The 22963-nt window shown below is 29.5% G+C and carries 16 protein-coding genes and 1 rRNA gene; all 17 read left to right on the top strand.

Annotated features, from left to right (window positions below):
• Positions 1 to 157: 157 nt before the first annotated feature.
• The 17 genes from FVE73_RS10535 (at position 158) to FVE73_RS10455 (ending at position 22896) form a co-directional block, all read left to right on the top strand.
• Positions 158 to 1174: a glycosyltransferase family 9 protein gene (locus tag FVE73_RS10535; RefSeq protein WP_018498399.1), complete on the top strand. Its 1017-nt coding sequence runs from the start codon at positions 158 to 160 to the stop codon at positions 1172 to 1174.
• Positions 1175 to 1276: 102 nt separating this feature from the next.
• Positions 1277 to 2578, top strand: coding sequence for an O-antigen ligase family protein (locus FVE73_RS10530; protein WP_018498398.1), 1302 nt, complete (start codon positions 1277 to 1279; stop codon positions 2576 to 2578).
• A 98-nt stretch (positions 2579 to 2676) separates the two neighbouring features.
• Positions 2677 to 3681, top strand: coding sequence for a capsular polysaccharide synthesis protein (locus tag FVE73_RS10525; RefSeq protein WP_018498397.1), 1005 nt, complete (start codon positions 2677 to 2679; stop codon positions 3679 to 3681).
• A gap of 34 nt (positions 3682 to 3715) precedes the next feature.
• Positions 3716 to 4852, top strand: a complete 1137-nt coding sequence (locus tag FVE73_RS10520; protein ID WP_018498396.1) for a glycosyltransferase — start codon at positions 3716 to 3718, stop codon at positions 4850 to 4852.
• A gap of 38 nt (positions 4853 to 4890) precedes the next feature.
• Entirely contained in the window at positions 4891 to 6000 is a 1110-nt protein-coding gene (locus tag FVE73_RS10515; RefSeq protein WP_018498395.1) for a glycosyltransferase family 9 protein, read from the top strand.
• A gap of 63 nt (positions 6001 to 6063) precedes the next feature.
• Entirely contained in the window at positions 6064 to 7158 is a 1095-nt protein-coding gene (locus FVE73_RS10510; protein ID WP_018498394.1) for a glycosyltransferase family 9 protein, read from the top strand.
• 31 nt (positions 7159 to 7189) lie between these two features.
• Positions 7190 to 8746, top strand: coding sequence for a glycosyltransferase family 2 protein (locus FVE73_RS10505; protein WP_018498393.1), 1557 nt, complete (start codon positions 7190 to 7192; stop codon positions 8744 to 8746).
• Positions 8718 to 9452: a glycosyltransferase gene (locus tag FVE73_RS10500; protein WP_018498392.1), complete on the top strand. Its 735-nt coding sequence runs from the start codon at positions 8718 to 8720 to the stop codon at positions 9450 to 9452. The genes FVE73_RS10505 and FVE73_RS10500 overlap by 29 nt, the downstream gene beginning before the upstream one ends.
• A 17-nt stretch (positions 9453 to 9469) precedes the next feature.
• Positions 9470 to 10525, top strand: a complete 1056-nt coding sequence (locus FVE73_RS10495) for a polysaccharide deacetylase family protein (RefSeq protein WP_018498391.1) — start codon at positions 9470 to 9472, stop codon at positions 10523 to 10525.
• A 12-nt stretch (positions 10526 to 10537) separates the two neighbouring features.
• Positions 10538 to 11533 carry a glycosyltransferase family 52 gene (locus tag FVE73_RS10490; RefSeq protein ID WP_018498390.1) on the top strand — a complete coding sequence of 332 codons (996 nt, stop codon included), beginning with the start codon at positions 10538 to 10540 and terminating at the stop codon, positions 11531 to 11533.
• Between the two features lie 33 nt (positions 11534 to 11566).
• Positions 11567 to 13324 (top strand): ABC transporter ATP-binding protein, encoded by a 1758-nt coding sequence (locus FVE73_RS10485; RefSeq protein WP_018498389.1) that lies wholly within the window; start codon positions 11567 to 11569, stop codon positions 13322 to 13324.
• Between the two features lie 26 nt (positions 13325 to 13350).
• Positions 13351 to 13956, top strand: coding sequence for a hypothetical protein (locus FVE73_RS10480; RefSeq protein ID WP_018498388.1), 606 nt, complete (start codon positions 13351 to 13353; stop codon positions 13954 to 13956).
• A gap of 173 nt (positions 13957 to 14129) precedes the next feature.
• Complete coding sequence (locus FVE73_RS10475) at positions 14130 to 15176, top strand: RnfABCDGE type electron transport complex subunit D (RefSeq protein ID WP_018498387.1); 1047 nt, start codon at positions 14130 to 14132, stop codon at positions 15174 to 15176.
• A gap of 17 nt (positions 15177 to 15193) precedes the next feature.
• Entirely contained in the window at positions 15194 to 18391 is a 3198-nt protein-coding gene (mfd, locus tag FVE73_RS10470) for a transcription-repair coupling factor (protein ID WP_018498386.1), read from the top strand.
• A gap of 113 nt (positions 18392 to 18504) precedes the next feature.
• Positions 18505 to 20427 (top strand): tRNA uridine-5-carboxymethylaminomethyl(34) synthesis enzyme MnmG, encoded by a 1923-nt coding sequence (gene mnmG / locus FVE73_RS10465; protein ID WP_018498385.1) that lies wholly within the window; start codon positions 18505 to 18507, stop codon positions 20425 to 20427.
• Positions 20428 to 20456: 29 nt separating this feature from the next.
• Positions 20457 to 21167, top strand: coding sequence for a 16S rRNA (guanine(527)-N(7))-methyltransferase RsmG (gene rsmG / locus FVE73_RS10460; protein ID WP_018498384.1), 711 nt, complete (start codon positions 20457 to 20459; stop codon positions 21165 to 21167).
• Between the two features lie 221 nt (positions 21168 to 21388).
• Positions 21389 to 22896: ribosomal RNA gene (locus tag FVE73_RS10455) — 16S ribosomal RNA — on the top strand.
• The last annotated feature ends 67 nt before the right edge of the window (positions 22897 to 22963 follow it).

Raw genomic sequence — 22963 nt, 5'->3', positions numbered from 1 at the left:
GTTAGAGAAACATAACTTAGTGAATTTTCATAAGTTATGTTTTTTTGTTGTTTTTTAATGGAATTTAGTATAAGTTAATTCAAAATATAAAAATAACTATTATAAAAATATACTAAATATGATATAATAAACCTATATGCAGAGTTAAGGAGAAAAAATGAAAATATTGGTAATACACACAGCATTTATTGGAGATATTGTTTTGTCGACACCTTTGATTCAAGAATTAAAGGATATATATCCCAAATCAGAGATTGATTATTTAACATTACCAACAAATAAAAGTGTTATAAGTAATAATCCTAATTTAAATGAAATAATTCTTTATGATAAAAAGGGAAAAGATAAGGGAATAAAGGGGTTTTTAAGGATATTAAAAATTTTGAAACAAAAAAAATATGATTATGCTATTATACCACATAGATTTATAAAGTCAATATTACTTGCAAAATTGGCAAAAATTCCTGATATTGTAGGTTTTGATGTGGCAACAGGCTCATTTTTGCTAAATAAGAAGGTTCATTATGATATGAAAAAACATGAAGTAGAAAGATTGCTTGATTTAGTTGAATATAAAGGAAAAAAAATTCCAATTAGAATTTATCCTGCAAAGAAAGATTTTACAAAAATTGACAAGATTTTAGAAAATAATGGATATTTTGGAAATAAAGGGCAAAAATTAATATTAATTGCTCCGGGCAGTCAAAGATCTGAAAAAATGTGGCCGATTGAAAAGTATCGTAAAGTTATTGAAAAATTGAAAAAAAATAAAGATTATTTTATTGGAATAACTGGTTCAAAAACTGAAAAGGGACTTTCCTTAAATTTTGAAAATGATAAAAATGTAATTGATTTTCGTGGAGAAATTAATCTTGTGGAATTTGGGGCATTGACTTCAAAAGCTGATATTGTTGTGGGAAACGACAGTTCTCCGATTCATATTGCGAGTGGTTTTGAAAAGCCTTTTGTTATTGGGATTTTTGGACCTGGGAAGAGAGCGTTGGGATTCTTTCCGTGGAAAGAGAAGAGTAATGTTATTGAGGATAATGAATTTTATGAGAATAATATTGTGAAAGTTCCTAAAAATCAGCATAGGTATAGAAAGGATTATTATAAAGGGATACCTGAAATTAGTGTAGAAAGAGTCTATAAAGAAATTATAAAACATATTTGATGTTTAAATTTAGATAATTATAAAAGTAAAAATTATATAGATTAAGTTTTATAGATTTTTGCAAATGCCATGAAATTTATTAAAAAGAAAGGAAAATTATATATGAGTAATGAAAAAATAAATTTAATTATAAATAAGGCAGGTTTTATTTTTTGTTTATTATTGGGAGTTTCTTTATTTTTATCTGAAAAATTTGAGAATAATGTTGTGATACCAGTATTGTTATTGATATTTGTGATTTCGATGTTTTTAAAAAAAAATTGGAAGGAATTTTTTTCTAAAATAGATATGAAATTTTCAATATTTTTAATTATATTTGTTGTCATGTCTTTTATGATAGCAGTATTTGATGGTGGAATAGGATCACGACTAGATAATTATAATTTAAGATATTTGATTTTTTTTCCGTTAGTTTATTTTATAAATAACAATAAAAGAATTTTTGATTTTTTAAAGTCATTTTTATTTGGTGGAACAGTAATTTTAATTTTAGCAATTTTCAATTTTATAAAAAATTATAATGAATGGGTACATCCTAAAGGATTTGATTATCCAAGAGTTACTGCTATTTTGACTGTTCAGGATTTTGCAAATATTATGTGTATAATATTTTTATATTTGTTGTCTTTTTTGTTATTTTACAAAAATGAAGATAATAAAAAAAATAAAATAATAAAAATTTATTTGGCTATAATGTCAGTTTTAGTTTTATTTATAGTTATTGTAAATAGATCTAAAATGGTTTATATCTGTTTAATTCCTACGATTTTATACATTATGTATAAAAAAAGAAAAAGATATGTATTAGCTGTTATTTTAATGTGCTTTGCAGGTTACTTTATGTTGCCAGTTTCAATATCGAATAGAATACAATATATAGTCAAATATAAAAATGATCCTTCAAGTAATTTAAGGGTGATTTTCTGGAAAACTGGAATAGAAGCCTTCAAACAGAAACCATTATATGGATGGAAGGCTGAGGAAAGAAAAAAATTTAATTTGGATTATTATAAGAAAACGGGAGTTAGTGATTATGTTTATAAATATTTTCTTACTGGAAATAAATTGCGTACTCAGCATTATGTAGCCTCGCATAATTCATATCTGCAATATTTATTGGATTTTGGAATTTTAGGCTTTGTATTTTTTATTTTGATGATTATAAGTTTATTAGCAAAATTATTTAAGATGAATTTTTATAAGTATGATAAAAATACAAAAATAATTGCATTTGAGATAGGGACAAAAGTTTCTTTTCTAGCTTGGATAATTCAAGGGATGACAGATGATAATTTGAATGATAAGCATTTAATAATAACTTTAACAGTATTAATATTTTTTATTGACTATTTGTATAGAAATATTAAAAATCAAAAAAATTTAAATTTAGAAAGTATAGAATGATGCTATAATATATTATGTCTAAATAGTAGACATAAATTTTAAATTAGTAAAATTGAATACTAAAGTATTTTTTACTGGTTAAATGACAGGAGTGTGGAATGGAGAAATATAAGTTTTCTAATAGCAGAATTTATAAAATTAATGAAAAACTAAATAAGAAGCCTTATAAATATATATATAAGGAATTACTGCCTAAAAAAGTATATGATAGATTACAAAGTGAAATATATCTTTTGAATCAAAAAATAATTGCAAAAGATTGGGATAATATTTTAAAGGATTATTTTGAGAATAAAGTTAGGGGAAAAGAAATTAAGGCAAAAAAGATATTAACGGGTGAGAAAATAATATGGCAATTTTGGGGACAAGGCTGGGATTATGAAAAATTACCTAGTGTTGTAAAAATATGCTTTAAATCTATGGAGAAATATGGGAGAGATTATACTGTCATTCGTCTAGATAACGAAAGTATAAAGGAGTATCTTGATATTCCAGAATATATTTTGGAAAAGTTAAATGACAAAAGAATGGGATATGCTCATTTTTCAGATATATTAAGGTTTGCATTGTTAAGTAACTATGGCGGTGTCTGGATGGATGCGACGATACTTTTGACAGATTATATATCTGAAAAGTATTTTCAAATGGATTATTTTTTGTTTCAAAGAGATGAAAATTTGGAAAATAAAAAGGAATGGGAAGACTATGATTCAATTTATTTTTCATGGAGTAAAAAATCAAAGGTAAGAATGTTGAGCAGTGTTATTTTTTCGCATAAAAATAATAAAGTAATTAATACGTTATTAAACATGTTAATGATTTTTTGGGAAAATAACGATACAGTTCCAAATTATTTTATTCTGCAGATACTTTATAACGAACTGATAGAAAATTATTATAAAAACGAGCAGTGTCAAATTATTTCTGATACTTTTCCGCATGAAATGTTTAGAGTGTGGTTTGATAAATATTCTGAAGAAAGATTACTGGAAATAATGAAAAAATCAGATATTCATAAATTGTCTTTTAAAATAGAAAATAGTAAGAGAAAAAAAGATAGAACTTTTTTTGAATATTTTGAAAAAATGTATAGGATAAATTAAACTTGGTGAAGAAAATAAAAAAAGGATGAGAAGTATGAAAATATTGGTATTGCATGGTCATTTGAGCATGGGAGGAGAAGAGAGAGTTTTACTTAATGTGTTAAGAAATTTAATTGAATTGGGATATAATGTTGATTTGCTCATAACTTGGAATCATGGGGAAAATAATTTGTTTGAAAATGAAATTCCTAAAAAGGTAAATTATGAATTTTTATTTGATAATTATAATGGAAAAAGCAAAATTATTAAAGAAATTTATAGATTACGAACAAAAACTACTTATTTAAAAAAAGTTGAAAAAATAATAGAAGAAAAAAAATATGATGTTATTATAGACTATTCTTCAAATTTGCTTAAATATAAGAATTTTGATATAAAAGTGCCTATATTTGCATGGATTCATTTTTCACTTACTTTTGGAGAAAAATTAAGTGGAGAAAAAGTAGAAAAATATAAAAAACAATATAAAAAATATGATAAAATACTGACAATATGTGATACAATGAGAGATGAATTTGTGGAAATTCTAGGAATGGATAAAACTAAAGTGGAATTAGTTTATAATCCAATAAATCTTGAAATAATTAGGAAAAAGGCTGAAGATGTGAATCCTAAATATGGAAATTATCTAAAAGAGGATTACTTTTTACAAGTATCACGCTTGACACAGCAAAAACAACCTGAACACCTTGTTGATATTTATTACAAGCTGAAGCAGCGAGGAATAAAGGAGAAACTTTATTTTATTGGAAATGGTGAAAAAGTTAAATTGATTAGACAGAAAATTAAGGAATATAATTTAGAAGATGATATAATTTTACTTGGACAAATTGAAAATCCATATCCATTTTTTAAAAATGCAAAATTATTTTTGCATACTGCGAAATATGAAGGATTGCCGACTGTACTTCTGGAAAGCCTTGCTTTTGGAACACCTGTCGTGGCTTATGACTGCCCTACAGGACCTAAGGACATACTTGGAAAAAATAGTGAATATGGAGAATTAATTCCATTAAATGATAAGGATACATTCGTAAAAAGAGTTTATGAATTAATAGACAATAATGAAAAATATGAAAATTATAAAAAAATGTCATTAATTAGAGCTAATGATTTTTCAATGGAAACTAATAAACTAAAATTAAAAAAATTAGTAGAAAAAAATAAGTAAAGATAAGTAACTATTTATAAATAATAAGGAAGGTAACTATGAGCATAATAGATGGAATAAGATCTAAAATAATAATATGGCTATTTGGTACTAAAAGAAGATATAAAGATATTAATTTAAAAAATATAAAAACGATATTGATAAATCCAAAGGATTTTATTGGTGATACTTTAATATCCTTTTGTTATGCGAGACAATTAAAAGAAATGTATCCTGAGGCAAACTTGGGATTGGCGGTAACAGATAGAAATTTAGAATTTGCAAATTTTTGTAATAAAAATGAAAAAGTAATAGACAGTATTGTTAAACGGAAAGATATGTTTAAAAATCGTAAAAAATGGGATGTATTACTAGATTTCTCAAGTAAGGAAAATACAAATAAAATGATTTGGAAAAAAATATTAAGTCCTAAAATCACGATAGTTTTTGGAGAAGATAATGAGGGGCATTATTATAATAGAAAAAATGTAAAAAATTATGATTTTATCTGTACTCCATCCATTGAAACTCACATTACAGACTATTTGATAAATTCTGAGTTTTCTAAATATTTTAAAATAGAAAAACAAAAACCGTATATTGAGCTTTTGGAAAAAGATGTTGCCAAAATGGAAAAATTTTGGAAATCTGATTCTGAAAAAATAAATGAAAAAACTCAGAAAATAAAAATTTTATTGGTGCCACAAGGCAGGGACAGAAAAATGAAACCTGAAGAAGTAGCTGAGCTATTAAATAATATAGAAGATGAGAAGATAAAAAATATAAAAATTATTATGGGAAGAACTGTTGGAAGTGAGGAGTATTATAAAAGGCTAGTAGGTAATATAAATAAAAATTTAGATATTTCCTTATCTGAAAAACTTAGTATTAATGATTTTATTTTGTTTGTGGCTACAGCTGATTTGGTAATTGGAGTTGACGGCGGTGCAATTCATATAGCTTCTTCATTGAATAAACCCTTGCTGAGTTTCTATGCAAACGATAAATATAATTTATGTAGATGGTCGCCTAAAACAACAGCTGATAGTTTGCAGGTAATTTCAAATATAAAAGGAAGTCATAATCAAACTTATAATTTTTCATTGTCAGAACCAATAAAATGGCTAAATAATAAGATAAAGGAAATAGAAAAAGATAAAGGAAATTAATGGGATTATACGTTGTCCTGAATTAACGTAAATAATTGTATTTACATAAGGAATAAAAATATAATGAATAAAATAAACTGGAAATTTTATAGACCATATAGAGATAAATTAATTGATAAAAAAAATGAAATATTAAGTAAGATATTTGATAAAAGAAAAAAGGATGTAGACTTAGATCCGTTAAAAATAAATAAAATCTTATTTTTAAGAACTGATGGGAAAATAGGAGATTTTATAATAAGTTCATTTATTTTTAGAGAAATAAAAAAACACTATCCTAATATAAAAATTGATATTGTTTCTGATAAATCTTTAGAAGACTTATTGAAATTAAACGAAAATATAGATGAATATTATATATTTGACAGGAAAAAAATTTTTGAATGGAGAAAAGTCGCACAAATATTGAGAAAAAATAATTATGATGTTTTGTTTGATTCAACAGAAGGATTGAAATATAAGCAATTTTATCTTATAAATAGAGTAAATGCTACAGTTAATGTTGGATATAATAAAGATGGCTATAAAATATACAATAAGAATGTGAGGCAGAATAACACTTTAAAAATGGTTGAAATTTATAAGCAGATGATGAAGAAAGTGAATATTGAGATAGAAGATACAATTTATGATGTTCCAGTTTCAAAAGATTCTGAAAGAAACGTGAAAAAATTTTTAGATGAAAATAATGTTGATGAGAAAATAATTGCGTTAAACTTTTTTGGAGCTTCCAGAGGAAGGAAAATAAATGAGGATATTGCTTTAATTATAATAAAAAGATTAAGTGAAATTTATAAGGGTTATAGAATTATAATACTGGATTCTCCAAATGATAGGGAAACAATTTATAATATACTTGAAAAGACAGATAATAAAAATATTTTATTTTTTGAAAAGTCCAGAACGGTACTTGACTCAATATCTATAATTAAAAATAGTGATTTGGTAGTATCACTGGATACTGCCATCTTACATATTGCTGAAGGGTTAAATAAAAAAATAATGGCTTTTTATGGACCAAAAATTAATAAAAATAAATGGCGGATAAAAGAAGAGGGTAATATATTGATTGACTATACTGAAAAACGGATTAATGATGTAGATTTTGAAAAAGTATTTGATAAGTTAAGTTATAAAAATAATTTGTCTGCTATTTAGGAATTAAAAATATGAAATGGGAGAAACAATTATGAAATTATCTGTAGGAATAATAACTTTTAATGAAGAAAATAGGATAGGAAAAACTTTAGATTCAGTAAAGGAGATTGCTAATGAAATAATAATTGTTGATAGTGAAAGTACAGACAAGACTGTAGAAATCGCACTTTCTAAGGGAGCAAAGGTTTTTGTGGAAAAGTGGAAGGGGTATGGACCACAAAAAAATTCTGTTTTGGAAAAATGTAAAGGTGATTGGATTTTGCTAATAGATGCAGATGAAGTAATATCGCCACAATTAAAGGAAAAAATAAAAATAATTATAAATAGTGAAAATCCATCAAGTGATGTTTATAAAATAAAATTGAGAAATATTGCATTTAAAAGAGAAATAAAATTTGGAGGATGGGATGATTATGTAATCAGACTATGGAAAAACGGTAAAGTGAAAATAAGTAGCCGCGAAGTTCATGAGCAATATCAGACTGACAGTAAAATAAAAAAAATAAAAGAAATGATAATCCATTATACCTATGACAGTATAGAAGAATTTCTTGAAAAATTAAACAGGTATACTTCACAAAGTGCCAAAGAATATATAAAAAAAGGAAAAAATCCAAGTTTTTTAAAAATATATTCAAAAATGATGTTTAGATTTTTAAAAATGTATATTTTGCAGCTTGGATTTATGGATGGCTATGAAGGCTATTTACTTGCCAAATATAGTTCTATTTATACAATGACAAAATATACAAAATTACGTGAAGAATATTATAATAATTTGGGAAATGACACTTCACTCATTATTACTACATACAACTGGCCAAAAGCTCTAGAAGTATGTTTAAATAGTGTACTAGAACAAACTGTTGCTCCAAAGGAAATAATAATTGCTGATGATGGTTCAAAGCAGGAAACAATTGATCTTGTAAAAAGATTTCAGCAAAGTTACCCACAAAGTAATATTATTCATTCATGGCAGGAAGATAAGGGATTTCGAGCGGGAATGTCAAGAAATAGAGCGATAAATAAGGCAACTGGAAATTATATAATAATAATAGATGGTGATTTGATATTAAATAGGCATTTTGTTGAAGATCATATAAAAAATATGGAAAGAGGATGTTTTATTCAAGGTTCACGAGTTATAACTTCGTCAATTATGGCAAAGGAAATAATGGAAGGCAAAAAAATAAATCTTTTTAGCAAAGGTGTGAAGAATAATATAAATATGATAAGAAGTAAAATTCTTTCTAGAATTTTTACAAAAGTAAATAGGAATTTACGTGGAATAAGATCTTGTAATATGTCCTTTTTCAAAGAAGATTTAATTAGAGTAAATGGATTTGAAGAAGAAATAGAAGGATGGGGAAGAGAGGATAGCGAGCTTGCTGTAAGGTTGTTTAATATAGGGTGTAAAAAGAAAAAATTAAAGTTTGAGGCCTTGACTTGTCATTTGTATCATAAGGAGAATGATAGAAGTAGGCTGAAGAAAAATGATGAATATTTGGCAGAGGCTATAAAAAGTAGAAAAACAATGGCTAAGAAGGGGCTTGATAGATATGAAGGAAGTAACGCTGGTAATAACTAGCTGTGGGAGATTTGATTTGCTGGAGGAGACGCTTGACAGCTTTTTTGAATATAATACTTATCCGATAAAAAAAATAATAATAACAGAAGACAGCACTGAAGGGAAAAAACTGAAAAAGCTAATTTCAAAATATGATAATAGAAATCAGAATTTTAGACTGATAGTAAATGAAACACGATTAGGACAGCTAAAATCAATTGATAAGGCTTATCGTGAAATTGATACTGAATATATTTTTCATTGTGAAGATGACTGGAAATTTCTTAAAAGAGGATTTATTGAAAAATCAATGGAAGTGATGGAGGAAGATGAAAAAATTTTAGTTGTTGGACTTCGTTCAAAAGATAATTTTAAGGAAGATTTTTTTTATGATGAAGATTATGTTTCAAAAAAAGGGGAGCATTATTATAGTGTAAAAGGTGAAATATTTACTTATAATCCGGCCTTGAGAAGAAAAAAGGATATGGATTTATTTGGGTCTCATGAAAAGTTAGAAAATCAGCGATATGAGGAAGTTTTGTCGGATTTTTATAAGGAACATGGATTTAAAGCGATATTTTTTAAGGAGCCTTATGTAACTCATATTGGGAATAAAAGGCATGTGCATTTTAGTAATAGGAGAAAAAATACAGTTCTAAATTTTAAAATTGATAGATTGATAAAAAAAATAAGAGCAAAAATTTTAAAATTAAGAGGTAAATTATAATTTGAAGGAAGAGGAAAATGATATATTTATTTTTAATAATATTATTGCTATTTTTGGTATTTATTTTATATAATAAAACTAGAAAAAATTTTGTTTTGTGTCTTATGTATCACAGTATTGACAGTGAAAAAAACAAAGGTGGAATTTTTATAGATGAATTTGAAGAGCATATAAAATGGATAAAGGATAAAAAGACTTTTAAAATGGAAGAATTGAAGGGATTAGATTATACATTGCCACCAAATTCAATATTAATAACTTTTGATGATGGCTATAAAAATAATTACACTTTAGCTTTTCCAATTTTGAAAAAGTATAATATAAAAGCTACGATATTTTTGAATACAAAATTTATTGAAAAAGATGAAACTTATTTAAACTGGGATGAAATAAGAGAAATGTATGAAAGCGGACTAATTGATTTCCAGCTTCATACACATTCTCATCAGCTAACAGTAAAGGATATTGAAGTGCTTGCTTTTTATGATAATGAAAGTTCGCCATATTTTAAAAGAGAAAGTTATAGCTTATTTTTTGATGGAAATTATGATGAAAAAAAGGATGCAAAAAAATTAAATGGACTTCCTGTGTTTAAATTACGAAGTAAAATTTCTATTCCTGGTTATAAGCCTAAAAAGAATTTTGTAGAAAAATATAGAAGTATTGTGGAACTTCAAGAGAATGAGTTTGAAAAAGAGAAAAAGAAATTTTTGAATAGATTATTTAAAGAAAAAAAAGATGAATTTTTTGATAAAATTAGTGAAGAACAATTTAAAGAAACTGTGAAATTTGAAATTCTGGAAAACAAAAAAATTATTAGTGAGAAACTGGGAAAAGTTCCAGATTGTCTGGCTTATCCTTGGGGACACCGATACAAGGGCAATAGAGAGGATATAAAAAAATTAGGAGTAGATGTTTTTATAACAACTAGAAAGGGTGTAAATTCCTTGAAACTTAATAAAAACTGGATTTATCGTGTGAGTGGAGATGACTTTGAAAATTTTGATGAATTTAAGAAGGAACTAAAGAATGGATCTACAGCGATTTATAGAAAAATATTCAAAAAGCGTTAGGAGAGAGTAAAAATGGAAAAAACAAAAAAAGTTGTATTTTTAGAGTCAGCCTATAGCTTGCTTCTTTATATAATGATGAATGATAATTTTGAAGAAGATTCCATATTTGTATACCATGGAAAAAGTATAAATGAAGTTTTTGAACATTCTAAAGTTAATGTAGAAACAATTTATATTCCACGGGAAGAGTATATTAATGTAACAGAAGTAAAAAATTTATTTAAAAGGAAAATAGCAAAGAAGAAATATAAAAAATATTTAAAAGAAAAACTCTTAGATTTGATAAAAGAAAAAACATATGGTTATAAAATTGAATATTTTGGAAATGATAATGAAGTGGAGCCTAAAATTCTTTGGAAAGAAATAGAAAAATTTACAGTAATAGAAGATGGGTGGTCAAATTATCGAAGTGATCATTTTGAAGCTTACTTAAAGCGGTTTAAAAATAAATTTAAGAAAAAAGAAGATTTGAAAAGAGGACTTTCTCCGAAAGTAGAAAAAATAATATTGAGTGGTCTTACAAAAGTACCTGAGATAATTAGTGAAAAAGTTGAAATTATAGATTTTAAAAAACTTTGGATGAAAAAAACAGAAATACAAAAACAAAAAATTTATAATTTTTTTGGAATGGAAACTGCAGATATTGAAAAAATATCTAGGAAAAAAGTTATTTTTTTAAGTCAGCCACTAGAAGAAGATGAGTCTCTTACACATGAAGAAACAGTTGAGTTATATCAAAAAATATTTAAAAATTATAATGAAAATGATATACTATTTAAGTTGCATCCAAGAGGGATTTTTACATATAAAAATGAATTTCCTCAAATAGAAATTTTTACAAGCAAAATACCTTTTCAAATATTTGAATATATGGGAGTAGATTTTGATACAGTTGCTACAATTTATTCTACTGCTGTATGGAATATTAAAAATGCTAAAAAAATAGATTTTTTTGGGACGAAGGTGCACCCAAAATTACTTGCTCAATTTGGAAACATAGAAAGATAAAAAATACAAAATATAAAATTGAAAGGTAAATTTATGAAAAAAATAAAAATAGATTTTGGAGAAATTTTTAAATTAAAAAAATACATAAAAAAATATTATGTGCTAATCATACTTAATATATTGCTTGCAACGATGTCATCACTTGTTTCTTCAGCTCCAATAGCATTAATAAAACGATTGTTTGACAAAGGGATTTCAGGTAAAAGTGAAAAAGACATACTATATGCAGCAGGAGCAATGATAATACTTGCAGCAGTCGGTGCGGTACTTATGTATTGGAATACAATTTTCTCAACAGTAATTTCAGCTTCAATTTATAAGGATATAGTTACTGATATTTATAATAAAATACAAACTTTAGATATGGAATATTTTTCAGGGAAAAAAATAGGAGATATGATGACAAGAATAATGACAGATCCTAGTAATATAAATTCAATTATATTGGAAGCTTTTAGTATGATACCTGAAGTAATAAAACTGATACTTTGCCTTGGAATAGCATTTTATATAGATTTTGATTTAACTTTAGGAGTTATGATTGTTACTCCGATTCTTATAATTACAGTGAGAAAATATGCAAAAAGATTAAAGCGTTCAGGAAAACAGCGGCAAGAAGCATTAGATAGCTTAAATTCCAAGTTACAGGAAACATTGTCAGGAATTAGGATTATAAGGGCATTTGCCACAGAAAAGTACGAAATAAGTGATTTTAAAAAGAAGAATGTTAATTTAAAGAAAATTGCTGTAAAATCTGCTAAATATAATGCAAAAGCTAATTCAATCATGGAAGCAATGAACTATATAATTATAGCATTATTATTAATGTTTAGTGGTTACCGAGTTTTGAGGGCAAAGAATTTTACGCCTGGAGATTTTATTACAATAGTAGGTGCGATTTCATCAATGTACACACCTGCAAGACGTGCAATGACAAGAATAAATTCGATAAGTGTAAATATGTCTTCTATTACAAGAGTTGCTGAAATTTTGGAAGAAATGCCGTCTATTGTAAATAGGGAAAATTGTATAAAATTTGAAAACTTTGTAAGTGATATAACTTTTGAAAATGTAGATTTTAAATATAAGGATAGTGTTGAAAAAATATTGAAAAATATTAATTTAGATGTTAAAAAAGGTGAAACGGTTGCCTTTGTTGGAAATTCAGGTGGAGGGAAATCGACACTTGTAAATCTGATACCGAGGTTTTTTGATGTATCGAGTGGTTCATTAAAAATTGATGGAATTGATATTAGAGATTATGAAATAAAGAGTTTACGTAAAGCGATAGGGATTGTACCGCAAGAAACGTTTTTATTTTCTGGAACAATACTTAGCAATATAAAATATAGCCGCCAAAATGCTACTTTTGAAGAAGTTGTAGAAGCAGCTAAACAGGCAAATGCACACGAATTTATCGAAAATCTTTCTGATAGTTATAATACAGAGATTGGAGAGCGTGGTATAAAGTTATCAGGTGGACAAAAACAGCGTATTGCAATTGCACGTGCAATCTTAGAAAATCCTCAAATATTAATTTTGGATGAAGCAACTTCTGCCCTTGATAATGAGTCTGAAAAGCTAGTTCAGGATGCACTTGAAAAACTTATGGAAGGAAAAACTACATTTGTTATCGCCCATAGGTTGACAACAATCGAAAATAGTAATAAAATAGTAGTGATACAAAAAGGTGAAATAAAAGAAATTGGAAATCATAATGAATTGTTAAATAAAAATGGAATTTACAAAGCATTATATAATAAAAATTTCGATTTTAATGTTAAAAGCTAATATTTGTTAAAATAAGGAGAAGAGAGATGAAACAGATAAAGGGAATTTTCCTGTTTTTAATGTCAGTTGTGCTAGTGGCATTTGGAAGTCAGGATTCAAAAAATTCAAAGGGTCTAGTAAAAAAACTAGAGGATGGAACAAAGGAAGTTGGAAAAAATATAGTTAGTAAAAAAGATAAATCTGTAAAAGTTGATAATAAAAAAGTGGAGGCTAAAAAGGAAGAAAATAAAAAAGTTGAACAAAAACCAGCACAGCCACAACCAGTTCAACAACCTGCTCCTGCAGTAGCAGTTCAACCACAGCAGCCACAACAGCAACAACCACAGCAAAATGCAGCACCTAATAATCAAAATGCAGTACAAAATAAAGCTGTTAATCCAGAATATGCACTTAATACAAATAATAAAACTGGTGGCAAAAAAGGAAATAAAAAACATAAAAAAGGTAATCAATATAATTTTTATAAAGAGCCAAAACATAGCCGTTTAAAAAATAATACATCATCATATAAATCTTCACAGGTAAAACCTCAAGATTCTTCAACAAAAACATCTGGAGGGGGAAATAGTGGAGGAAATAGTAGTTCTGGAGGGACTTCAACAGGTGGTGGAGATTCAACTTCTTCAGAATAAAATTTTTAAAATTTAATATTAAATTTATTCAAAATTATATTTATTTTATTAAATAAATATTATAGAATAAGGGATTTTTATCCATTGATAAAATAGAAAGAATTAGATTGTCAAATATCTAGAGAGTAGAAGATGGTCTTAGATTAGAAAAACAAACTATAAAAGGAAAGGTAGTGAAATTTAATATGTTTAGAAGTAAAAGAAGGGAATTGCAGGAAAATATAGCAAAAACGAATATAGATATTTTAATATCCCTGATTCCGATGTTACTTGTTGCATTCTTAGTTTACCAGGTAACACCTATTTTAGTAATATTGTCGGCAGTTATTGGATCGGAGTTGGCGGAAGTAATATTTTCATTATTAATACAAAGAAAAAAAGACACTTTAAAGGATTTTTCAGGGATAGTAATAGGAGCTTTGACGGGACTAGTACTTGCACCATTTACACCAATTTATGTAGCGGCATTTGCAGGGGCGATGGCAACATTGTTTGGGAAAACTATATATGGAGAAACAGAAAAGAAAATATTTAATCCAGTAATTTTAGGGAAATTATTTGTATTGACATTTTTCCCAGCTGTACTTGCTTCAAATTCTGCAGCATGGGCTAATCCGGAAGTTTTAAATATTTCTGAAAGTATTTCAGGATTACCCTCTTTAATTTTGACAGATAGAGGAATAATTGGAGAACTTTCAATAATTGCAATAGTTTTAGGGGGTATATATTTGATTTTTAGGTCAAAAATAACATGGCATATACCTGTATCGTTTTTTGTTACAATTTTCTTTGGATTTTATATTGCTTCAAATCAGAATATTAATGTAACTACTTCGCTTGGAGAAGTGATTTTTATGGGAGTTTTTGTGTTGACGGATACTTTTACTACTCCACAGCATGGTTTTGGAAAAGTATTTTTTGGATTTCTTGCCGGAGCTTCAACAATTATATTCTGGTTTATGGGAATCCAGGCAGAAGCGATTGTTTATTCTGTATTAATATTAAATCCTTTTACAAGACCAATAAATACAATTTACAAACCAAACGTATTTGGAGTTGAAACAGTTTCATTTGCTGAAATAATACAAGGACTTGGTCTTGCAATTTTAATAATAGCACTTGTCTTTGTTGTTTCATATTTGCATACTTTAGGATTTGTACCATATATTGTATATATTTACATAGTTTATGGAATATGGCGATTGTATAATAACAGATAGAAATGGGAAGGTTTTGTATGAACTTTAATTTAAGTTTTTTAAATAAATTAAAAAATAAAGAAAAAAAAATTCTACAATCTGAAAATAATTTTTACCGCGGTGCAATTCCGTGGTTTTTATTATGTTCGGAAAAGAAAAAGATAATTTATATTTCCACATCCAATAGAAATTTGGAAAATTATCATGCAATGCTTGAAAATTACTATGAAATGTCAGAAAAACAAAAAGATATTTTAATGGAAAAATCTAAAACTGGTAAAAAAAATAGTAAAGAGAATGTAAATAAGCTGGAAGATAAAAAAATAATTGATATTTTTGAAAATATCTTACAAAATAAGGAAGATATAACAGGAATAAATATAAAACTGCTGGATATTTTAAAAAATCAGGAAAAATTTATTTTATTTGTAAATTTACAGATTACTTTGGATATTTTTTTTGAAAAAGTTAAGTTTTTTTCTTTTGAGATTGGAAAAGAATATAGTTTTACAAAAATTGTAGAATTTCTTGTGGAAAATGGGTATGAAAATTCATATTTGATTGAAAAAAAGGGACAGTACAGCAGACGTGGGGATATTCTTGATATTTTCCCACCAGACTTGGAACATCCTGTTAGACTCGAGTTTTTTGGTGATGAACTGGAAAGTATAAGAGTTTTTGATATTGATAGCCAGATTTCTGTGGAAAAGATGGAAGAAATAAAAGTTTTTGGAAATTTGCTTTCTGGAAATAATTATGAATTGATTGAGCTTATTGACGAATTAAGGGCAGAAGACGTAACGATTGTTATTGAAAATGAGGAATTGCTGGACTATAAAATGGAAGAGTTTATCCTGCTTGACAGAAGCCGTGAGGAAATTTATCGAAAAAGATATGAAAATCTGAAGAAAAAAAGTATTTTTGTGCAGACTAAAAATTTCTCGCAGGAGCAGATAGAGACTTTTAGGGATAAAAATAGGCTTGAAAAATTGTCAAAAATTGAAGATATTTATATTTTTACGAATAACTATGAGAAGAAAATGAGTGAATATGGGCAAATTCTGACTGAAAAGGAAAATAATCTTGAAATTGAAAAATATGAGCTGTTTGAGGGATTTATCTTTAATGATACTTCAGAAAATCCAGATAATAAAAATAGGAAAAATAATTTTATTGTGCTTACAGACAGGGAGCTTGACGGATATATTTACGAGCGAAAGAAAAAAACAACAAAAGCTATAAAATATAAAAAAGTCAATCAGATAATCGAAGGCGACTATGTAATCCACGTTCAATACGGTGTTGGAATTTATAAGGGAATTCAGACAATGGAAGAGCGGGATTATTTGAAAATCAAGTATGCTGATGAGGATATTTTGTATATTCCTGTGGAAAAGCTGGACAGACTTGAAAAATATGTGTCAAATGATACGGAACCGCAATTATTCAGGCTAGGAACACGTGGATTTAAGCGAAAAAGGAAAAAACTCGAAGAAGATATTCAGAAATTTGCGGCAGAACTTATCAAAATACAAGCACGACGGCAAAGCCAGAATGGTTTTGTGTATCAGAAGGATACTGTGTGGCAGGAGGAATTTGAGGCGAATTTTCCATTTGAAGAAACAGAAGATCAGAGAAATGCCATAAATGATGTGAAAAAGGATATGGAAAGTCCGCAAATAATGGACAGGATTGTCTGTGGAGATGTTGGATATGGGAAAACGGAAGTTGCAATGAGAGCCGCATTTAAAGCAATTGACAATGGAAAGCAGGTTGTTATGGTAGCTCCGACTACAGTGCTTGCAGAACAGCATTTTGAGCGGTTTAAAAGAAGATTTAAAAATTATCCGATTACAATTGAGAATTTATCACGGCTTACGAAGAGTAAATCAAAGGACATTTTAAAAAATTTGAAAAGTGGAATTATTGACTTAGTTATTGGAACTCACAGGCTTCTAAGCGATGATGTGCAGTTTAAGAACTTAGGGCTTTTAATTATTGATGAGGAACAGAAATTTGGAGTTAAGGCTAAAGAAAAGTTAAAATCTCAAAGGGAAAAGCTGGATGTGCTGACATTAACTGCGACTCCGATTCCACGTACCCTAAACCTTGCAATGCTCGGAATCCGTGAAATTTCCATAATTGACACTCCTCCAACAAATAGGCTTCCTATTATAACAGAAGTACTAGATTGGGATGAGGAAACAATAAAAATGGCAATACTACGTGAACTGTCACGTGATGGGCAAGTTTTCTATATTTATAACGATGTAAAAAATATGAAGGAAAAATTGAAGGAACTAAAAGAAATGCTTCCAGACTTTGTAAAAATTGAATTTATAAACGGACAGCTTCCGCCAAAGGAAATTAAGGATAAGTTGTTGCGTTTTGAAAATGGGCAGTTTGACATTCTGATTGCTTCAACAATTATTGAAAATGGAATTGATGTGGGAAATGCCAACACTATTTTGATTGAAAACTTTACTGGTTTAGGCTTATCGCAGGTGTATCAGCTGAAGGGGCGTGTAGGGCGTAGCAACAGGCAAGGATACTGTTATTTATTAAAAACGAGAAATATTACAAAGCAGGGGCGGCAAAAGGAAGAAAGCATGCTAAAAGTGGAAGGGATAAAATCAGGAGGTTTTCAAATTTCGATGGAAGACTTGAAAATACGTGGCGCTGGGGAAATTTTGGGAGACAAGCAGCACGGAACGATTGAAACTTTTGGGTATGATTTATATATAAAAATGTTAAATGAGGAAATTCGTAAGCAAAAGGGCGAGTTTGTTGAAAAAATTGAAAATGTGGAAATCATACTAAATGAAAGAGGATTTATTCCAGAAACATACATTCAAAAAGACGAGAGGCTGAATATCTATAAACGTTTTGCAATGCTGGAAACAGACGGTGAATTGAATGATTTGCTTGATGAAATTAGAGATAGGTTTGGGAAAATTCCAGAGCAGATGAAAAAATTTATTTTAAGCATTAAATTAAAATTATTTGCTGAAAAACATAAAATTCAGAGAATTCTTGAAACAAGAAATCATTTTGAACTGTACTTTTTGGAAAATGCACGAGCAAAGCAAAATGAATTAAATGAAAAAATTGAAATGAAAAAAGTCGTGAAAATTATTAATTCAGCAGTTTTAACAGGAAAAAATAAAAAAGAAGATATTGTTGATAATTTTGTTATAATGAAAGTTAAGAAAAATGAATTTATAAAAAATCTGTAAAAAATATCACATTGAAAAAAACAAAATATTAATATATAATGGATTATGTAGACATACTTAAAATCGAAAGGAGAATGTAATTTTAAAATAAAAGAATTACATAATTATATATAATGAGAAATTATGATGTAATTGTAGTCGGTGCTGGGCATGCGGGAAGTGAAGCGGCTTTGGCATCAGCAAGATTAGGATTGAAAACAGCAATTTTTACGATAACACTTGATAATATAGGAGTTATGTCCTGTAATCCATCAGTTGGAGGGCCTGCAAAAAGTCATCTGGCTAAAGAAGTTGATGCTTTAGGTGGAGAAATTGGACGAAATATGGACAAAAGTTTTGTGCAGATGAGAATTTTAAATACAAAGAAAGGACCGGCAGTTCGTTCGTTGAGAGCTCAGGCAGATAGAAAAATTTATGCAAGAGAGATGAAAAAAACAATAGAATGTCAGGAAAATCTTGATACTGTACAGGATATTGTTACAGAATTGATTGTTGATGAAATTGAAATTGTTGAAAATGGTTCTAAAAGAATAGAAAAAGTTGTAAAGGGAATAAAAACTAAAACTGGAATGGAATTTTTGGCAAAAGCAGTTATACTTGCAACAGGAACATTTTTGAGAGGACTTTTGTATATTGGAGATAAACGTGTAAAAGGTGGAAGAATGGGAGAATTATCTGCTGATGACTTGACAAGTTCACTAAAGTCATTGGGATTAAAAATGGGAAGATTTAAAACAGGAACTCCTCCAAGACTTGATATTAGAACGTTAAATCTTGAAAAACTTGAAGAGCAGCCTGGAATAACAGGAGTACCATTAAAATTTTCGATGAGAACACCAAATAACGAAATTTTGGAAAAACCCCAATTATCTTGCTATTTAACAAGAACAAATGAAACAACACATAAAATAATACTTGATAATTTAGACAAAGCACCAATGTATAACGGAAGTATAAGCAGCACAGGACCAAGATACTGCCCGTCAATTGAAGACAAAGTTGTAAAATTTAACGATAAAGATAGCCATCATTTATTTTTAGAACCAGAAGGCTTTGAAACAGCGGAAGTTTACATAAGCGGACTTTCTACAAGCTATCCTGCCAGTTTACAGCAAAAAATTGTAAATACAATTAATGGACTTGAAAATGCCCATATAATGCGATATGGTTATGCTGTGGAATATGATATTGTAGATCCAAGCGAGCTGGATTACACACTTGAAACAAGAAAAGTAAAAGGACTTTATCTGGCTGGGCAAGTAAATGGTACAAGCGGGTATGAAGAAGCAGCTGCACAAGGGATTATTGCTGGAATCAATGCAGCTCTTAAAATAAAAGGAGAAGAACCGTTTATTTTGGATAGGGAAAGCTCGTATATCGGAACAATGATAGATGATTTGATAAATAAAGAATTATTTGAGCCATATAGAATGTTTACTGCAAGATCTGAGTTCCGTCTTATTTTACGTGAAGACAATGCTGACATCAGACTTTCTGAAAAGGCTTATAAAATCGGACTTCTGGATAAAAAATATTATGACATTGTGGAAGAAAAGAAAAAAAATGTAAAGGAAACTATAGAAAAACTGGAAAATATAAAATTAGGAATTAGTAACGAAAGACTTGTAGAAATTCTTGACAAATACAATGAAAGTCTAAAGAGTGGAACTACCTTAAAAGAAATTTTGCGTCGTCCAAAGGTGACATATCAAGATATAAAGTATATTGCTGAAATTATTGAAAATGCACCAAATTTAAGTTTTGATGCTGAAACTGAATATCAAATTGAAGTTCAGACAAAATATGAAGGCTATATCGCCAAAGCAATGCAAATTATGGAAAAACAGCATAAACTTGATGACAAAAAAATTCCTAAAGATTTTGATTATGAAAAAATGAAGGGGATTACAAGAGAAGCAAAACAACGTTTGAAGGAAAATCAGCCATATAACGTCGGGCAAGCATCTAGAATGTCTGGAGTAACGCCAGCAGATATTTCAGTATTATTGATGTATCTGGATGGAGTTTTAAAATAAAATGAAAAATAGAAATTAGGAGAAAAAAATTGGAAAATATTGATTTTAAAGAATATTTTATAAGTTTACTTGAAAAATCAGAAATTAAAGTGGAAAATGAAAAAATTGAAAAGATGATGGAATTTTTAGAACTTTTATATAAAAAAAATCAAGTCATGAATTTAACAGCAATTAGAGATAAAAAAGGAATGTTGGAAAAACATTTCGTAGATTCGTTATTTTTAACAAAAGTTATAAATGATACTGAAAAATCATTTATTGATGTTGGAACAGGTGCTGGATTTCCAGGGCTTGTACTTGCTATTTATTATCCAGAAAAAAATTTTTTATTAGTTGATTCGGTCAGAAAAAAAATAGACTTTATAAATGAAGTAATAAAAGAATTAAATTTAAAAAATGTAAATACAAGTTTTGAACGTTCTGAAGAGTTAATAAAAAATAACCGTGAAATTTATGATATTGCACTTTGTCGAGGAGTGGCCAATCTAAGAATAATTTTAGAATACATGATTCCATTTATAAAAGTAAATGGCCGTTTTCTGCCACAAAAACTAAATTTAAACGAAATAGAAGAATCTAAAAAGGCTTTAAAAATTTTAAATGCAAAAATAAATAATATTTTTGAATTTAAATTGCCAGAAAATGAAGATAAAAGAATAATATTAGAAATTTTAAAATTAAAAAAAACAAGTGAAAAATACCCAAGAAAAACTGGCATACCAGCAAAAAAACCACTATAAACCACTATAATTTTTAAGCCATTTAAAAAAATTTTAAAAAAGTAGTTGACAAATAATCCCTTTTATGATAATATATATCTTGTCGATACGAAAATGTATCATGGACAATAGAGATATTAATAATGTAAAGAAGCAATTAAGTGTATAATCAACAAGTCAAGCATCTTGAAAAAGATGGCGTCAAGACTAATTAGGTGAAATTTAAATATATAAGAATATATTGAATGAAGAGTTTGATCCTGGCTCAGGATGAACGCTGACAGAATGCTTAACACATGCAAGTCTTTGGCGAAGCTGTGCTTGCACAGCCTAGCCAAGGCGGACGGGTGAGTAACGCGTAAGGGACTTGCCCTGCAGTCAGGGATAACAGACGGAAACGACTGATAAAACCTGATAAAGTCAGGCGGACTCATGTCCAGCCTGATGAAAAGGAATGCTGCAGGAGAGCCTTGCGTCCTATTAGCTTGTTGGTGGGGTAACTGCCCACCAAGGCGATGATAGGTAGCCTATGAGAGGGTGGACTACCAAGGGGACTGAGATACGGCCCTTACTCCTACGGGAGGCAGCAGTGGGGAATATTGGACAATGGGGGCAACCCTGATCCAGCAATTCTGTGTGCACGATGAAGGTCTTCGGATTGTAAAGTGCTTTCAGCAGGGAAGAAAAAAATGACGGTACCTGCAGAAGAAGCGACGGCTAAATACGTGCCAGCAGCCGCGGTAATACGTATGTCGCGAGCGTTATCCGGAATTATTGGGCATAAAGGGCATCTAGGCGGCCCTGTAAGTCTAGGGTGAAAACCTGCGGCTCAACCGCAGGCCTGCCCCGGAAACTACAGGGCTAGAGTGCTGGAGAGGTGGACGGAACTGCACGAGTAGAGGTGAAATTCGTAGATATGTGCAGGAATGCCGATGATGAAGATAGTTCACTGGACGGCAACTGACGCTGAAGTGCGAAAGCTAGGGGAGCAAACAGGATTAGATACCCTGGTAGTCCTAGCTGTAAACGATGATTACTGGGTGTGGGCATGAAGAGTGTCCGTGCCGAAGCAAATGCGATAAGTAATCCGCCTGGGGAGTACGGCCGCAAGGCTGAAACTCAAAGGAATTGACGGGGACCCGCACAAGCGGTGGAGCATGTGGTTTAATTCGACGCAACGCGAGGAACCTTACCAGATCTTGACATCCTGCGAAGGCCTGCGAGAGCAGGCTGTGCCTCCGGGAACGCAGAGACAGGTGGTGCATGGCTGTCGACAGCTCGTGTCGTGAGATGTTGGGTTAAGTCCCGCAACGAGCGCAACCCCTATTGCCAGTTGCCATCATTAGGTTGGGGACTCTGGCGAGACTGCCTGCGAAGAGCAGGAGGAAGGCGGGGATGACGTCAAGTCATCATGCCCCTTATGATCTGGGCTACACACGTGCTACAATGGCCGGCACAGAGAGCTGCAAGGCGGCAACGCCAAGCCAACCTTCAAAGCCGGTCCAAGTTCGGATTGAAGCCTGCAACTCGGCTTCATGAAGCTGGAATCGCTAGTAATCGCAGATCAGCAATGCTGCGGTGAATACGTTCTCGGGTCTTGTACACACCGCCCGTCACACCACGAGAGTTGTCTGCACCTGAAGCTGCCGGTCCAACCGCAAGGGGGAAAGCATCTAAGGTGTGGATAGTGATTGGGGTGAAGTCGTAACAAGGTATCCGTACCGGAAGGTGCGGATGGATCACCTCCTTTCTAAGGAGCAATAAGCACTGCTTCTTTACATATCTTTATATCTGTCAGGACAATGGGAAATGAATAG

Origin of the sequence: Leptotrichia wadei, assembly GCF_007990545.2 — a bacterium.
GTDB classification, from domain to species: Bacteria; Fusobacteriota; Fusobacteriia; order Fusobacteriales; family Leptotrichiaceae; genus Leptotrichia; species Leptotrichia wadei.
This window is presented reverse-complemented; position numbering and strand designations above follow the sequence as displayed.

Bases quoted from the DNA above. Each gene is read 5' to 3' on its own strand.
- FVE73_RS10505 (WP_018498393.1), top strand. From the start codon at position 7,190: ATGAAATTATCTGTAGGAATAATAACTTTTAATGAAGAAAATAGGATA.
- FVE73_RS10490 (WP_018498390.1), top strand. From the start codon at position 10,538: ATGGAAAAAACAAAAAAAGTTGTATTTTTAGAGTCAGCCTATAGCTTG.
- FVE73_RS10485 (WP_018498389.1), top strand. From the start codon at position 11,567: ATGAAAAAAATAAAAATAGATTTTGGAGAAATTTTTAAATTAAAAAAA.
- FVE73_RS10525 (WP_018498397.1), top strand. From the start codon at position 2,677: ATGGAGAAATATAAGTTTTCTAATAGCAGAATTTATAAAATTAATGAA.
- FVE73_RS10520 (WP_018498396.1), top strand. From the start codon at position 3,716: ATGAAAATATTGGTATTGCATGGTCATTTGAGCATGGGAGGAGAAGAG.
- FVE73_RS10535 (WP_018498399.1), top strand. From the start codon at position 158: ATGAAAATATTGGTAATACACACAGCATTTATTGGAGATATTGTTTTG.
- FVE73_RS10515 (WP_018498395.1), top strand. From the start codon at position 4,891: ATGAGCATAATAGATGGAATAAGATCTAAAATAATAATATGGCTATTT.
- mfd (WP_018498386.1), top strand. From the start codon at position 15,194: ATGAACTTTAATTTAAGTTTTTTAAATAAATTAAAAAATAAAGAAAAA.
- FVE73_RS10510 (WP_018498394.1), top strand. From the start codon at position 6,064: ATGAATAAAATAAACTGGAAATTTTATAGACCATATAGAGATAAATTA.
- FVE73_RS10495 (WP_018498391.1), top strand. From the start codon at position 9,470: ATGATATATTTATTTTTAATAATATTATTGCTATTTTTGGTATTTATT.
- FVE73_RS10480 (WP_018498388.1), top strand. From the start codon at position 13,351: ATGAAACAGATAAAGGGAATTTTCCTGTTTTTAATGTCAGTTGTGCTA.
- FVE73_RS10530 (WP_018498398.1), top strand. From the start codon at position 1,277: ATGAGTAATGAAAAAATAAATTTAATTATAAATAAGGCAGGTTTTATT.
- mnmG (WP_018498385.1), top strand. From the start codon at position 18,505: ATGAGAAATTATGATGTAATTGTAGTCGGTGCTGGGCATGCGGGAAGT.
- FVE73_RS10500 (WP_018498392.1), top strand. From the start codon at position 8,718: ATGAAGGAAGTAACGCTGGTAATAACTAGCTGTGGGAGATTTGATTTG.